The organism is Sphingomonas sp. ID0503 (assembly GCF_048565625.1).
In the GTDB taxonomy this organism is placed as follows: Bacteria; Pseudomonadota; Alphaproteobacteria; order Sphingomonadales; family Sphingomonadaceae; genus JBLZUR01.
In genome coordinates this window covers 2,521,426-2,535,454 of sequence record NZ_JBLZUR010000002.1, presented here as the reverse complement: position 1 = coordinate 2,535,454, position 14,029 = coordinate 2,521,426, and the positions used below count along the sequence as shown (strand labels likewise).

General features: G+C 67.7%; 11 protein-coding genes. 7 read left to right on the top strand and 4 right to left on the bottom strand.

Annotation, left to right across the window (positions count from 1 at the left end):
- Positions 1-81 precede the first annotated feature (81 nt).
- A complete protein-coding gene (locus ACM608_RS13415) occupies positions 82-1,617 on the top strand; it encodes an alkaline phosphatase D family protein (protein WP_419683834.1) in 1,536 nt (511 codons plus the stop codon).
- A gap of 165 nt (positions 1,618-1,782) precedes the next feature.
- Here the strand turns inward: ACM608_RS13415 and ACM608_RS13410 are convergent, their stop codons facing one another.
- Positions 1,783-4,377: a TonB-dependent receptor gene (locus ACM608_RS13410; RefSeq protein WP_419683832.1), complete on the bottom strand. Its 2,595-nt coding sequence runs from the start codon at positions 4,375-4,377 to the stop codon at positions 1,783-1,785.
- Between the two features lie 274 nt (positions 4,378-4,651).
- Here ACM608_RS13410 and ACM608_RS13405 point away from each other — a divergent pair, with 274 nt between their 5' ends.
- The 6 genes from ACM608_RS13405 to ACM608_RS13380 all read left to right on the top strand — a co-directional run bounded on the left by ACM608_RS13405 (position 4,652) and on the right by ACM608_RS13380 (position 10,751).
- Positions 4,652-5,842 carry an aspartate aminotransferase family protein gene (locus ACM608_RS13405; protein WP_419683830.1) on the top strand — a complete coding sequence of 397 codons (1,191 nt, stop codon included), beginning with the start codon at positions 4,652-4,654 and terminating at the stop codon, positions 5,840-5,842.
- A 46-nt stretch (positions 5,843-5,888) separates the two neighbouring features.
- Positions 5,889-6,818: an ornithine carbamoyltransferase gene (argF, locus tag ACM608_RS13400; RefSeq protein ID WP_419683829.1), complete on the top strand. Its 930-nt coding sequence runs from the start codon at positions 5,889-5,891 to the stop codon at positions 6,816-6,818.
- 191 nt (positions 6,819-7,009) lie between these two features.
- Positions 7,010-7,930, top strand: a complete 921-nt coding sequence (locus tag ACM608_RS13395; protein ID WP_419683828.1) for an Hsp33 family molecular chaperone HslO — start codon at positions 7,010-7,012, stop codon at positions 7,928-7,930.
- Between the two features lie 120 nt (positions 7,931-8,050).
- The gene (queC, locus tag ACM608_RS13390; RefSeq protein ID WP_419683826.1) at positions 8,051-8,740 is read left to right on the top strand and encodes a 7-cyano-7-deazaguanine synthase QueC; all 690 of its coding nucleotides are present in this window, start codon (positions 8,051-8,053) and stop codon (positions 8,738-8,740) included.
- Positions 8,737-9,366 carry a 7-carboxy-7-deazaguanine synthase gene (gene queE, locus ACM608_RS13385; protein ID WP_419683824.1) on the top strand — a complete coding sequence of 210 codons (630 nt, stop codon included), beginning with the start codon at positions 8,737-8,739 and terminating at the stop codon, positions 9,364-9,366. The genes queC and queE overlap by 4 nt, the downstream gene beginning before the upstream one ends.
- Complete coding sequence (locus ACM608_RS13380; RefSeq protein ID WP_419683823.1) at positions 9,363-10,751, top strand: hypothetical protein; 1,389 nt, start codon at positions 9,363-9,365, stop codon at positions 10,749-10,751. The genes queE and ACM608_RS13380 overlap by 4 nt, the downstream gene beginning before the upstream one ends.
- Before the next feature lie 111 nt (positions 10,752-10,862).
- On the opposite strand, the gene ACM608_RS13375 is transcribed toward ACM608_RS13380, so the two are convergent.
- The 3 genes from ACM608_RS13375 to ACM608_RS13365 all read right to left on the bottom strand — a co-directional run bounded on the left by ACM608_RS13375 (position 10,863) and on the right by ACM608_RS13365 (position 13,972).
- Entirely contained in the window at positions 10,863-12,959 is a 2,097-nt protein-coding gene (locus ACM608_RS13375; RefSeq protein ID WP_419683821.1) for a capsular polysaccharide biosynthesis protein, read from the bottom strand.
- Between the two features lie 4 nt (positions 12,960-12,963).
- Positions 12,964-13,623, bottom strand: a complete 660-nt coding sequence (locus tag ACM608_RS13370; RefSeq protein WP_419683819.1) for a hypothetical protein — start codon at positions 13,621-13,623, stop codon at positions 12,964-12,966.
- A gap of 124 nt (positions 13,624-13,747) precedes the next feature.
- On the bottom strand, positions 13,748-13,972 hold the full coding sequence (locus ACM608_RS13365) for a hypothetical protein (RefSeq protein WP_419683818.1): 225 nt from the start codon (positions 13,970-13,972) through the stop codon (positions 13,748-13,750).
- Between the last annotated feature and the right edge of the window lie 57 nt (positions 13,973-14,029).

Below are 14,029 nucleotides of genomic sequence, written 5' to 3'. Positions count from 1 at the left end.
GCCGGGGAGAAGGGGAGGGCGCAAGCCTGTCTCGTCACATTTTGAAACAAGGCTGTCATATGGCAGTCCTAGCCCGGTCCGATGACCAGCCTGACCCTTTCCCGCCGCGCCTTCGTCGCCGGCAGCCTCGCCTTTCCCGCCATCGCCCGCGCGCAGATGCTGTTCCGCTTCTATCCCTTCAGCCTGGGGGTGGCGGCGGGCGATCCCGCGCCGGACGGCTTCGTGATCTGGACCCGCCTGGCGCCCGAGCCGATGGAGCGCGACGGGGGGATGCCGATGCAGCCGGTGACGGTCCACTGGCAGGTGGCGGAGGATGCCGGGTTTAGGAAGATTGCGGCGGAGGGCGATGCGATCGCCCGGCCGGAGCTTGCCCATGCCGTCCATGTCGAGGTGGGCGGGCTGCTGCCCGCGCGGCCGTATTTCTACCGCTTCACGATCGGGTCGGAGAAGAGCCGGACGGGGCGGGCGAAGACCGCGCCGCTGGCCAATGCGACGGTGGACAAGGTGCGGCTGGGCGTCGCCGGGTGCCAGATGTACGAGCATGGCTATTACACCGCCTACCGCCATCTGGCGGGCGAGGACCTCGACTTCGTCTTCCACTATGGCGACTATATCTACGAGAGCCGGCAGGAGCTGAGCGCGCTGTCGTGGAGCAGCATCCCGGTGGTGCGCGAGCATGTGGGGCAGGAGATCTACAGCCTCGACGACTATCGCCGCCGCTATTCGCAGTACAAGCGGGACGCCGATCTGCAGGCGGCCCATGCAGCGGCGGCGTGGTTCGTGACCTATGACGATCACGAGGTGGTGAACAACTGGAGCGCGGACCATGACGGCGAGACGCCGCCGGAGCTGTTCCGCCTGCGCCGCGCCGCCGCGTTCCAGGCTTGGTACGAACATATGCCCGTCAGGCGCGCGAGCCTGCCCGCGGCGGGGACGATCGCGATGGCGCGGTCGCAGCGCTACGGCACGCTCCTCGACGCGCATTTCCCCGACACGCGCCAGTTCCGCACGCCCCAGCCCTGCGGCGACGGGTTCAAGCCCTATTGCGCGGAGGTGGATGCGGCCAAGGCGAGCATCATGGGCGACCTCCAGGAGAAGACACTGGCGGAGCGGATCGCCAAAGGCGGCGCGCGCTGGAACCTGCTGGCCCAGCAGGTGATGATGATGAAGCTGGACCGCAGGCGCAGCTTCGACACCGATCCCGCGCCGATCCTCAACATGGATAGCTGGGCGGGGTACGAAACTCCGCGCGCGCGGCTGCTGAACCGGATCGGTGGGAAGGGCGACCTCGTCGTGCTGACCGGCGACGAGCACCAGAATTATGCGGGCGAGGTGCTGGTCGGCGACGCACCCAAGGCGATCGAGTTCGTCGCGACCTCGATCAGCTCGGGCGGGGACGGCGAGGACGTGCGGTCGGGCACCGAGCGGATGCTGGCCAACAATCCGGGGCTGAAATTCATGAACGACCAGCGCGGCTATCTCGTCTGCGAGGTGCGGCCCGAGGCCTGGCAGACCGACGTGATGGTGATCGATCGGATCAGCACGCCGGGCGGCGCGCTTAGCCGCCGCGCGCGCTTTGCGGTGCCGCACGGCGCGGTGCGGGTTGAGCGGGGGTAAGGGTTTCCTCCCGGCGGGAGGCGTAATTTCTCCGCTTGCCGAGGCTTTCCTTTCCTCCCCCTCCACCGCCTTCGGCGGTCCCCCTCCCCCTCGGGGGGAGGATAGAATGGAAAAGGGGCCGGTCCGTTCGGACCGGCCCCTTTCTTTTGTCCGGAGGACGCGGGCTTAGAAGCCGACGACCACCGTGCCGGAGACGGCGCGCGGGGCGCCGATCTGGCCGGTCTGCGTCACGTACTGGCTGGAATTGCCGCCGTCGAAGCCGCCATAATAGCGCTTGTCGAACAGGTTGGTGACGTTGAGCTGGAAGAAGGTCTTCTCGCTCACACCCAGCGGCGCCAGCGAGATGCGGGCGTCGAGGTCGACGGTGGTGTAGGCCGGGATCTTGGCACCGAACACCTGATAGGTGTTGTAGGTGAGATCCGGCGCGGTGCCGGTGGTGTAGGTCTGGAGCACCGGCAGGTTCTGGTCGTTATAGTAGCGCGGGCCGGTGCGCTTCACCTGCACGCCGACCGAGACCCACTTCACATCGACCTGCGCGCGGCCGCCGAAGGTGTAGGTGGGGGCGCCGGATTCACGCTTGCCGCGGGTCTGGAAGTCGTAGGCCTGACCGGCGGTAGCGCAGCCGAACTGGCCGACGCTCACATTGCTGGCCGAGCAGATGCCGCCCTCGACATTGTCCTTGATCTTCGACTTCAGGTACGAACCGAAGGCTGACAGCGAGACCTCGTCGATCGGCTGGTACGAGAGGCTGCCGTCGATGCCGTACTTCTCCACCTTGCCCAGGTTCCGGTAGATCGTGATGTTCTGATCACGGTCATAGGCCGAGGCGAGACGATTCTTGTACAGCGTGTACCAGACGGTGCCCATCGCCTGCAGGCGACCAGTGCGGAAGCGGACACCGACGTCGAAGTTGTCGGTGGTTTCCGGCGACGGATTGGCGGCGTCGAGATCACGGGGATACCAGAACGCCTGGTAGAGATTGTCCGTGCCCGGCACCTGCAGACCCTTCGAGTAGTTGGCGAAGAGGCTCGCCTGCGGAGTGATCTCGAAGACGAGGCCCGCGTTCGGCAGGATCTTGTCGTACTTGTAGATGCGCTTCTGCGGGGCCGCGAAGGTCGGGTTCGCCGCCGCATAGGCCGCTTCCGCCGCCGAGTCGCCGTCGAAGCAGGATACGCCGCTGGCACCGTTGGTGGTAAAGCAGTTCTGATTCAGGTTGCGCTTGAAGAACGGCGCGCGGACACCGGCGTTGACGGTGAGCGCATCGAACGTGCCGCGATATTCGCCCGAAACCTGGTGCAGGATCGCATAGGACAGGCGATCGCGCTTCTGCAGCGTGATGTCCCCGGCGCCCACGATGGGATCATCGACCGGGAACGGATCGATCGTCTTGCCGCTGCCGGTGATGTAGTTGGTCTCACCCGTCTGGCGATGCTTACCGCGATCGTAGCTGTAGGCGATGCGGATCGAGTGGTCGTCGTTGATGTCGTAGCGCAGCGAGGTGTTCAGGCCGAGACGGTGGGTCTTGGTTTGACTGGGGGCGAGGACACGGACGGTATCGAGCAGATCGCCGTCGTTGTTGAGGTCGCGCCCGTAATAGGGCGTGCTGCCGATATAGCCGGCGAAGCCGTTGAACAGGCCCTCATTGGCGACCGCCGTGCCGCCGCCGTTCGCCTTGGTATATTGATATGACGGGTCGACCGTCAGGGTCAGCTTGTCGGTAAGCGAGAAGCGCGAGTTCGCGCGGATGTTGCCAGTGTCGGACGGATTGTAGCGATATTCGAAATCGCTGCCGCAGCTATTCGCGAAGCCCGCGACACCCGGAGACGGTGCCTCGACCTCGCAGCGCGAGACTTCGTAGAAGCGCTCGTCGCGGGTGAGCGGGAAGCGGTTCGACGACGAGCCGCCGGGATTGCGCGGCCCGAGGTCGACGCCGGTCGCGCTGATCTGGCGAAGATCGGTACGGAAGGGGACCGAGCCGAAGAAGTTGTTGCGGTTGCGGTTGTAGTGCGCCGCGACCCAGACGAAATCGCCATTGTCGCCGATCGGCTGGTAGATCTTGCCGTTCACCTGCAGCTTGTCGATCTTACCGATGCCGCCATAGGGCGTATCGTAATCCTGCTTGCTGGCGGAGATGAACGCGCGGGTGCCCGACGGCGTCAGGTTGCCGGTGTGGAAGATGCCGAATAAGCGGGTGTAGTCGAAGCGGCCGTAGCTCGCCGACAATTGGCCGCCGAGTTCCTCGTTCGGGTTGATCGAGCGGTAGTTGACGGTCGAGCCGGTCGCGGCGGCCGTCGGGCTGTCTACGTCGGTGGTGCCGAGGTTGACGTTGACCTGATCGATGATCTCGGAATCGAGCTGCTGGTTCGAGTAAAGGTCGTAGCCGCCGGTGTCGTTCAGCGGCATGCCGTCGAAGGTCTGCGTGATGCGCTGATCGTTGAAGCCGCGAATGGTGAGCGTGCCGCCGCCGGAACCGTACGGATCGTTGTTCTGGAAGCTGACGCCCGGAAGCTGGTTGATCGTCTCGTTGATCGACTGACCGGGCGTCTGGCGGCCGATGAATTCCTGCGTCAGGACGGCCTTTGCCTTGGACGTGTTCGGCACGAGCACGCCGGCGACGCCGTTGTTCGTGTTGCTGCCGGTGACGACGATTTCCTGTTCGAAATCGATGGCGCCCGTCGACTGGGCGAAGGCGGTGGTCGCGCTGGTGGCGAGCGCGAGGGTGATGGCGGCGCGTGAGACGCCGGTTACTGAGATACGCATTGTTCCATCCCTGGCTTGTCTGGCGCGGCATCTGCCGACGCTTGCTGCGGTGCAGCTAGGCCCCGCAGGTGTCGCCGGAAGGGCATTCCAATGACGCCGCGGCGACATGGGTGTGACAGGCATGTTGCAGTCGCACAGGCGCGCGCGCGGCATTGCTCCGCCATGACGGTGTCGCTATAGGGTGCCTCCGCAAAAGGCGGCCTTGGAGGGCCGCCTTTTTGCGTTTGGTCCGTTTTTCCGCGCTGTTTTCGTTCTTTCTCAGGAGGAGCCCGTCATGGCCATCACGCCGCTCATGCCCGTCTATCCACGGTCTGGGGTGCGTCCTGTCCGAGGCGAGGGCTGCTACCTGATCGGCGAGCGCGGCGAGCGCTACCTGGATTTCGCGAGCGGCATCGCGGTCAACCTGCTCGGCCACGGCCACCCGCATCTGACCAAGGCGATCCAGGATCAGGCGGCGACGCTGATCCACGTCTCCAACCTGTACGGCAGTCCGCAGGGGGAGCATCTCGCCCAGCGGCTGGTCGATAACACCTTCGCCGATACCGTGTTCTTCACCAATTCCGGCGCGGAGGCGGTGGAGTGCGCGATCAAGACGGTGCGCCGCTACCACTTCGCCGATGGCGAGGCGCATCGCCACAAGATCATCACCTTCAAGAACGCCTTCCATGGTCGGACGCTCGGCACCATCTCCGCGACCGATCAGGAGAAGATGCGCGGCGGGTTCGAGCCCTTGCTGCCCGGATTCGAGGTGGTGCCCTTCGACGATCTCGCGGCGGCCGAAGCGGCGATCGACGACAACACCGCCGGTTTCCTGGTCGAACCGATCCAGGGCGAGGGCGGGGTGCGGCCGGCGAGCCAGGCCTTCCTTCAGGGTCTCCGCAGGCTTGCCGACGAACACGGCCTGCTGCTGGCGCTGGACGAGGTGCAATGCGGCTATGCGCGGACGGGTACGCTGTTCGCGCATGAGCAGTACGGAATCGTGCCGGACGTGATGGCGGTGGCGAAGGGGATCGGCGGCGGCTTCCCGCTGGGCGCCTGCCTCGCCACCGAGGAAGCGGCGAAGGGCATGGTGATCGGAACCCACGGCTCCACCTATGGCGGCAACCCGCTGGCGATGGCGGCGGGCGAGGCGGTATTGGACGTGATCCTGGAGCCGGCGTTCATGGAGCAGGTGCGCACGACGGGCGACCGCCTGCGCCAGGCGCTGGAGCAGATGATCCCGAACCATGATGCGCTGTTCGAGGGTGTCAGGGGCATGGGCCTGATGCTGGGCCTGAAGATGAAGACCGACAGCCGGCAGTTCGTCGCCAACCTGCGCGACAATCATGGCCTGCTGACGGTCGCGGCGGGGGACAACGTGCTGCGCATCCTGCCGCCGCTGGTCATCGAGCAGGCGCATATCGACGAGTTCGTCGGCAAGCTTTCGGAGGCGGCGCGGACCTATGTCCCGCCGGCGGACGAGTGATGATGGCGCCCTGCATCCTCCCCGAGCAAGCTCAGGGAGGATCGAGGTGACCCGCCACTTCATCGACCTTGCCGATGCGGGCGCCGAGGCGATCGCGGCGATGCTGGGCGACGCGCAGGCGCGCAAGGCGGCGCGTGGCGGCTGGCCGAAGGGGCGGGTCGATGCCGATGCGCCGCTTGCCGGGCATGTGCTGGCGATGATCTTCGAGAAGAACTCGACGCGGACGCGCGTGTCGTTCGACATGGCCATGCGGCAGCTGGGGGGCACGACGATCGTCATGGACGGCGGCTCGACCCAGCTGGGGCGCGGCGAGCCGATCGAGGATACGGCGCGGGTGCTGTCGCGCTATGTCGACGCGATCATGATCCGCACCGACGACCATGAGAAGGCGCGGGCGCTCGCCGAATACGCGACGGTGCCGGTCATCAACGGGCTGACCGACCAGTCGCACCCCTGCCAGGTGATGGCCGACATGCTGACTGTGATCGAGCATCGCGCCAAGCTGGTCGGCACGCGCTGGGCGTGGCTGGGCGACGGCAACAACATGACGCACTCGATCATCGAGGCGGGAAGCCTGATGGGCTTCGACGTGCGCGTCGGCTGCCCGGCGGGGTACGACCCGGACATGCGCTATATCGACGCGGCCAATGCGCGTGGCGCGACGGTGGAGATCGTGCGCGATCCGCTGCGTGCCGTCACGAATGCGGACGTCGTGGTGACCGACACCTGGATCTCGATGGGTCAGGCCCATGCCGAGGAGAAGCTGGCGGCGATGATGCCGTTCCAGGTGACCGAGGCGGTGATGGCGGCAGCGGCACCGGGTGCGACGTTCCTCCACTGCCTGCCGGCGCATCGCGGCGAGGAGGTCGTGGACGCGGTGATCGACGGGCCGCAATCGGCGATCTGGGACGAGGCGGAGAACCGGCTGCATGCGCAGAAGGCGGTGCTGCTGTGGTGCCTGGGGTTGATCGGGTAGAGCACGCGAAGCGGGCGCGCCGGTACTTCGACAAGCTCAGTGCCAACGGAGTTGGCTTGGGGTTGATCGGCGCAGGGCGAGCGACCACCTGACCTCCCGATCATTCACCCCCAACGCCGTTCGGGCTGAGCCTGTCGAAGCCCTAGCGCCGGCCTTCGACAAGCTCGGGGCGAACGGGCGAGAGTAGAGTTATGGCCTCGATACCCGAGAACACACCCTGGACGTTGGGCGACGTGGATCATGTCGTCGGCTTCACCATTCCGGCCCGTCACGCGCGGGGGCGGGCGGTCCGGCTGGGGCCGGTGCTGGACGCGATCCTGTCCAACCACGGCTATCCGCCGGTCATCGAGCGCATCCTGGCGGAGGCGCTGACGATCACCGCGCTGCTGGGGTCGACGCTGAAGCATGAGGAGGGGCAGCTGACCCTGCAGGCGCAGACCGAGGGCGGGGCGATCGACCTGCTCGTCTGCGACTATCGGGGCGGCGAGATGCGGGGTTACGTCCGCCACGACCCCGACAGGCTGGCGGAGATGCCGGTGGAGCCGTCGCTCTTCGCCCTGTTCGGCAAGGGCTATCTGGCGATCACCTTCGACCAGGCAGTCTCGGGCGAGCGTTACCAGGGCATCGTGCCGCTGGAGGGCGCGTCGCTGGCGCAAGCGGTCGAGGTCTATTTCGCGCAGTCAGAGCAGATCCCCAGCCTCCTCCGCGTGGCGGTGACGGCGGGCGGGCCGGAGGGGCGGATCGCCGGCGGGTTCATGTTGCAGCACCTGCCCGAGGGCGAGGAGGGGCGTGAGCGGCTGCACACCCGCCTCGACCATCCGGAGTGGGAGGCGGTGAAGGCGCTGGCGGTCACGGTGCAGGACGCCGAGCTGATCGACCCGACGCTGACGATCGAGGCGCTGCTGTGGCGGCTGTTCAACGAGGAGGAGGTGCGGGTTCTGCCCGGCTCCGGCCAGTTGCGACGGGGATGCCGGTGCTCGGCGGCGTATTACAGCCAGGTGCTGGCGCGCTTTCCCGAGGACGAGCGCGCGCAGATGGTGGACGAGGACGGGCTGATCCGGGTCGATTGCGCGTTCTGCGCGCGGCAGATCGTGGTCCATCCGGCGCGTTAACCATGTCTTCATCAGTGCGGGCTACAAGGGCTCATCTCCCTAGCTTCGACTTGGGGCTGCCCTCGGGCGGCCCCTTCTTTTTTGGCTCGCTTGTAGGGGGCCGGGGCGTTAGGGGGCGCGATGACTAGCGACACCCGTCCGCTCGCCGTCGTTCTCCTCTCCGGCGGTCTCGACTCCATGACCGTGGCGGCAATGGCGATCGAGCAGGGCTTCCGCATCCTCGCGCTCACCGTGAACTACAACCAGCGTCATGTGGTGGAGCTTGCCTCCGCCCGCCGCATCGCCGCGCAGTTCGGGGCGGAGCGGCATGTCGTGCTGCCGATCGACTTGACGGCATTCGGCGGATCGGCGCTCACCGCCGAGATCGACGTGCCGAAGGACGGCGTGGGCGACGGCATCCCGGTCACCTACGTGCCGGCGCGGAACACGGTCTTCCTGAGCCTGGCGCTCGGCTGGGCCGAGGCGGCGGGCGCGCGCGACATCTTCGTCGGCGTGAACGCGCTCGATTACTCCGGCTATCCGGATTGCCGGCCGGAGTTCATCGCGGCCTTCGAGGGCCTCGCCAATGTTGCCACCAAGGCAGGGGTCGAGGGCGACCGGTTCCGCATCCATGCGCCTTTGCAGCACATGACCAAGGCTGACATCGTGACGGAAGCGGCACGGCTGGGCATCGACCTCGGCATGAGCTGGTCCTGCTACGATCCGGCGGGCGAGCGGCATTGCGGGCTGTGCGACAGCTGCCGCCTGCGCGCCAAGGGCTTCGAGGATGCGGGGCTGCCCGATCCGACCCGCTACGCCGCACGGCCATGAGCTATGCGGTCAAGGAGATGTTCCTGACCCTGCAGGGGGAAGGAATGCAGGCGGGGCGGCGCGCGGTGTTCGTGCGCTTCGCCGGATGCAACCTGTGGACAGGGCGCGAGCAGGATCGGGCCGATGCGACCTGCCGGTTCTGCGATACCGACTTCGTCGGCATGGATGGGACCTTGGGCGGGCGGTACGATGCGGCGGGGTTGGTCGCGCAGGTCGTGGCGCTGTGGGGTTCGGACCCGGCGATGGCCTATGTCGTGCTGACCGGGGGGGAGCCGTTGCTGCAGGTCGATCTCCCGCTGATCGACGCGCTGCATGAGGCGGGGTTCGAGATCGCGGTCGAGACCAATGGCACGATCGCGGCGCCGCGCGGGATCGACTGGATCTGCGTCAGCCCCAAGGCCGGGAGCGAGGTGGTGCAGCGGTCCGGTGACGAGCTGAAGCTGGTCTGGCCGCAGCCGGGGATCGATCTGTCGATCGTCGAGGGCTGGGACTTCCGCCACTTCCTGATCCAGCCGATGGACTGTGCGGACGGCGAAGTCGCGCGCGAGGCGGCGATCACGGTGGCGATGACGCGGCCGCCCTGGCGCCTGACTTTGCAGAACCACAAGGCGCTGGGTCTCCGGTGACGCGCGATCCCGCCGCGGCCTATCCCGGCCGCTCCGCCCCCGACATCCTCAAGGCGCGCGGCGTCCGTCGCCTCGTCTATTTCCACACGGATCATTTCGAACCGTGGCGCAACGTGCCGGGCCGGCCGGCCGACCTCGCTTCGGCGATAGGGGATGTCGAGGCCTATCTGCGCGAGAGCGAAAAGCGCGACTTCGCCCGCGCGGCGACCCTGTTCTACAAGGCCAATATCAACTTCGCCGTGAACGGACGCCGCTGGCTATGGCGTGCGGACCCCTCCGATCTGCTCGGCTTCGTGCCGCCGGATCCGGAGGCCGATGAGATGTCCGCGCGCGTTCTGGGGGCGCTCAGCGAGGCGGGACGCGAACTGCAGGTCCACATCCATCACGAGAACATCACCTGGAACGACAGCATCCGCGATGCAGGATCGCGCGCGCATCTCGATACGCCCGAGCATCGCCGGTTCGACGATGCGCGGTTCGAGCTGCTGCTGCGCCTGAACCTCGATCTGCTGCGGCGGCAGGCCGGGTTCGATCCGACGCGCTGGTTCTTCATACACGGGCATTGGGCCCTGAACGCCTCCGATCCGCATGAATGCACGATCGTGCGCGAGATCGAGATCCTGCGGCGGAACGGGTGCCTGGGCGATTTCACCCAGCCGGCCGGGCGGGTCCATGTCGATTCGCGGATCGACGAGCCTTACCTCGCGCGGCCGGTCGCCAAGGCGAAGGGCTATGACCGGCCCGAGGCCGATCCCGTGCCGGCCGCCGGTGCGGGTGAGGTTGCGGCGGACCGGTTCCTGATCTGGGCGTCGGCGATCGGACATTACTGGGCCTCGATCGACCATTCCTCGGCCTTCGTGCGCAAGCGGATGAGCGCGCCGGAGCGCTTCGCGCGCGCCCATGCGGCGGGGGGCTTCGTCCATGACGGCGTGCTCTATGTGAAAACGCACGCGCATATGATGGCACCGGTTTACTGGCAGGCGGCGGGCGGGGTCGGCCCGTTCCCCCATGCCGATGCCGGGATCGTCGCGGAATTGGGCGGGCTGTTCGATGCGGCGTCGGCTGCCGGCGTGGAGGTCGAGTTTGCCGGTGTGTCGGCGGCGTTCCACCGGCTGCTGGGCGCGGCTCCGGTCGATCACGCGCTGACGGTGCCGAGCGGGCATGCGATGGCGGCGATCGGCTGCGATGTGGCGTTCCGGTCGGCGGCGGGCGATGTGGATGCGCCGCCGCTCGGGGTCTTTCCGGAGCGGGCGATGGTGCCGCGACGGACTAAAGCCGGGAAGAAGACGGCTGCTGTCTGGCCGGAGGTGCGGGCGTTGCCGTGGCGCACGCGGCTGTGGCGGTGGGTGCGGGCGCAATTCCCCTTCCTTGGCCGTTCGCGCTGAGCCTGTCGAAGCGCCAGCGCGACCGCCTTCCCCGGCCCCCTTCGACCGCCTGCAAGGCAGGCGCTCAGGACAGGCTTCGACAGGCTCAGGGCGAACGGCCGGCGGGGGGGCTTAGAACTTCGCCGGTTCTTCCCGCATCAAAGTTCCCGCGAGCGCGCGGAGCCAGCGCCAGCGGCGGGGCGTGGGGGCGTCGCGCGTGTCGGCGAGCCAGGCGACGACCTCCTCCACCGTGCAGGGTAGCCGCGTCGGCGGGTGGACGTAGCGGGGGTAGAGGATCAGCGTCCCCGCGACGAGCATGTCGAGGGTGAGGTGGCGGGTGCGACGAGCGAAGGTCAGGCGGTCCTTGGTCAGGCCCCACCCGGCGTAGAAGGGGCCGCCATAGGTCCAGACCCGCTTGCCCCGCTGCAACGCCTCGAACCCGGCGAGCGAGGTCATGGTGGCGAGCCCATCGACCGCGTCGAGGCAGGCGGAGATGTCGGCATGGTCGGCGATGTGGTCGGCGAGGCCGCTTGCGACGTCGCGCGGGATCGCGCCGGCGCGGTTGCCCGCCTCGACATCCGGATGCGGCTTGTAGGCGATCCAGCCGTCGGGATGGTCGCGGCGCGCGGCCTCCAGCAGGGCGAGGTTGGTGCGGATGCCGGCGGTGCCGCGCTCGATCGAGCGGTCGTCCTCGACCTGGCCGACGACGAGCAGGCGGAAGCGGTCGGTAGAGGCCGGGAAGGCGGTCGGGCGACCGACATTGTACTTGCTGAGGCCGGCCGCGACCATGCGCTGGCGGAGTGCTGCGGCGCGGGCGAGGAGGGCCGGGGGCATGTCCGCCATTTCGAGGATTACCTCCAGCCGCGAGGGGCCGCCGCGATCGTAGTAGATGCCGAGATCGTCGAGCACGACCGAGGCGGGCAGGTGAAAGTCCGAGCCGAGCCCGCGCGAGCGGACGAAGCCGTCCTCCATGCGCAGCACCGGCAGCCCGGTGGCGGCGAGTTCGTCGGAGAGGGCGCGGCTTTCCTTGCCGGACCAGATCATGATGCGGCCGCCCTTCGCGCGGGCCGTGGCGGCGGCCGAGGCGACGTTCGGGTGGAAGGTCAGGTCCTGGCGCGGCGAGGCGAGAAGGTTGCGGGTGGCGGCGCGCTTCCACGGGCGGAAGCCGATGGCGGCGATGGGCCCAGCATTGGCGTCCGCCCCGTCCCGCCAGAGGGCGAGGCGCTCGATCGTCTCCTCCAGCGTCGTTGGCCGGCCGGTGATCGGATCGACGTAGCGGGCGTAAAGGAGGAAGGCGGCGGCGAAGATCTCGGTGACGGAGCGGCGGGCGGTGCGGCGGTCGATCGCGATCTCGTCGCGGGTGGCCCCCCAGCCGGCGTAGAAGGGCATGCCGAAGCAGCGGACGGGCAGGCCGCGCATCAGTGCCTCGAAGCCCATCAGGCTGGTGACGCAATAGACCTCGTCCACTTCAGCGAGGATGTCGGCGGCGCGGGCGTCGACGTCGAGCAGGGTGACGCCGGTGAGGGCTTCCGAGGAGATCGCGCCGCGCTTCAGCCCGGCGGCGACGGCGGGGTGGCGGCGGACGATGATCTCGGCAGCCGGATTATCGGCGCGGGCGGCGGCGACCATGCGGGCGAAGGTGGCGCTGTCGGCGAGCCCGCCGGTGATCGAGGCGTCTCCGGCGGTCTGGTCCACGACTAGGATGCGGTGGCGGGTTTGGGGCGGGAGCGTGCCGGGGGCGAGCGGCGGCGCGGCGTTGGTCTTGGACAGGCCGGTCTCGACGATGAGGGCCATCGCCCTGGCCGCGCGGTCGAGGAGTGCGGGGGTGACCCAGCCGCCGTCCTGCAGCAGCGCCTCGATGCGGGAAGGCTGGCGCGCGTCGTAGTAGATGCCGAGATCGTCGGCGACGATCGACAGCGGCGGTGCGCCCGCTTCGCCCAGGCCGACCGAGCGGAGGAAAGCATCCTCCAGCGCGATGTAGGACAGGCCGGCTTGTGCGGCGATCGCGCGCGCCTTGGCAGCGGTGGGTTTGAAGCCCCAGCCGGCGACGGCCTGCGTGTCGGCGCGTGGTGTGGCGGCGAAGTCGATCCGCGCCACATCGGGCAGGAACGCCGCGAGATGCGGCACCCGCGCCACGCCGCGGCCCGGCACCAGCAGGGCGGTCAGGTCGAGACGATGGTGGACCGGTGTCATCGCACCGCCAATGGCGGCGGCGGGGTCAACCGGCAAGCGGTCAGGCCTGACCGCCGCAGGATGCCTTCAGCCGGTTCTTCCTGTCGTAGCAGCGGTCGTCCAGCGGCGGCACCGGCTGCGGGGTCAGCCAGCGCGCGGCCGGGAACAGCCGGTCCTGGACGGGAATCAGGCTGTTGCGGAACTCGCGCATGCGGTTTTCGGCGGTGAGCAACAGCTGGCCCTTGGGGCGCATCAGCGCCTCCTGCCCGATGCTTGACGCCACCTGGCAGAAGCTGAGCTGCGCCTTCAGCGTGGAGAAGCCGTTGTACGTCTTGGTCGTGTAGCTATCGAGCGACTTCTGCCAGGTCTTCGGCTGGGTACGTTTGAAGTAGCCGCCGATCATCGTGTAGGCGGCCGCGAACTCCTTGGAATGCTGCGCCAGGAGATGGTTGTAGTTGCGGACCGTCATCAGCATCGGCGCGAACTGGCACTGCAGCGCGGCGACGTTGAGGCCGGCGCGCATGTTCCAGATCAGATGCGCGCTCAGTTCCTTTGCGGTGGCGCCCGGCATGGGCAGGCCGATACCGGGCTCGTCACCCTTGACCGGGGTGCCGGCGAAGCTGGGCGGGTTCCAGAACATCTGCGCCGAGGCCGGCGCGGCAGCCAGAATCCCCGTGATCGCCGCGGCTGCGCCTGCGCGCCGCATCCAGTCGAACTGCATGTTAGAACGTCCTCCCGAACCCCGCCGGTCCCTGCTGCGTGCTATCCTAAACCGTTCGGGCGCAATAAAAAAGGCCGCCCGGATGTCCGGACGGCCCTTTATCCACAGTTTCGGTAAACCGTGATTACATCGCGTTGGACATGTTATCCATCGCCATGTTGGAATCCATGCCGGCGGCATCGATCGCCATCATGTCGTTGGACGTGCTGTCCATCATCGTGTCGGTCGAGTTCATTTCCGTCAGCGTGGTGTTGTCGGCCGCCGGCTCGCTGCCGCCGCAGGCGGAAACCAGAAGGGCTGCACCGGCCACCATCGAAGCGGTCATCGCCTTGGAGAGAAGGTTGCGCATGCTTGACTCCCTAGATCGTCATCGATTTGGCCGGGCCTGTTGACCCATTGAATTTCC

Coding starts and splice junctions, on each gene's coding strand:
- ACM608_RS13410 (WP_419683832.1), bottom strand. CDS start 4,377: ATGCGTATCTCAGTAACCGGCGTCTCACGCGCCGCCATCACCCTCGCG.
- queC (WP_419683826.1), top strand. CDS start 8,051: ATGACTAGCGACACCCGTCCGCTCGCCGTCGTTCTCCTCTCCGGCGGT.
- ACM608_RS13395 (WP_419683828.1), top strand. CDS start 7,010: ATGGCCTCGATACCCGAGAACACACCCTGGACGTTGGGCGACGTGGAT.
- ACM608_RS13365 (WP_419683818.1), bottom strand. CDS start 13,972: ATGCGCAACCTTCTCTCCAAGGCGATGACCGCTTCGATGGTGGCCGGT.
- ACM608_RS13405 (WP_419683830.1), top strand. CDS start 4,652: ATGGCCATCACGCCGCTCATGCCCGTCTATCCACGGTCTGGGGTGCGT.
- queE (WP_419683824.1), top strand. CDS start 8,737: ATGAGCTATGCGGTCAAGGAGATGTTCCTGACCCTGCAGGGGGAAGGA.
- ACM608_RS13415 (WP_419683834.1), top strand. CDS start 82: ATGACCAGCCTGACCCTTTCCCGCCGCGCCTTCGTCGCCGGCAGCCTC.
- ACM608_RS13370 (WP_419683819.1), bottom strand. CDS start 13,623: ATGCAGTTCGACTGGATGCGGCGCGCAGGCGCAGCCGCGGCGATCACG.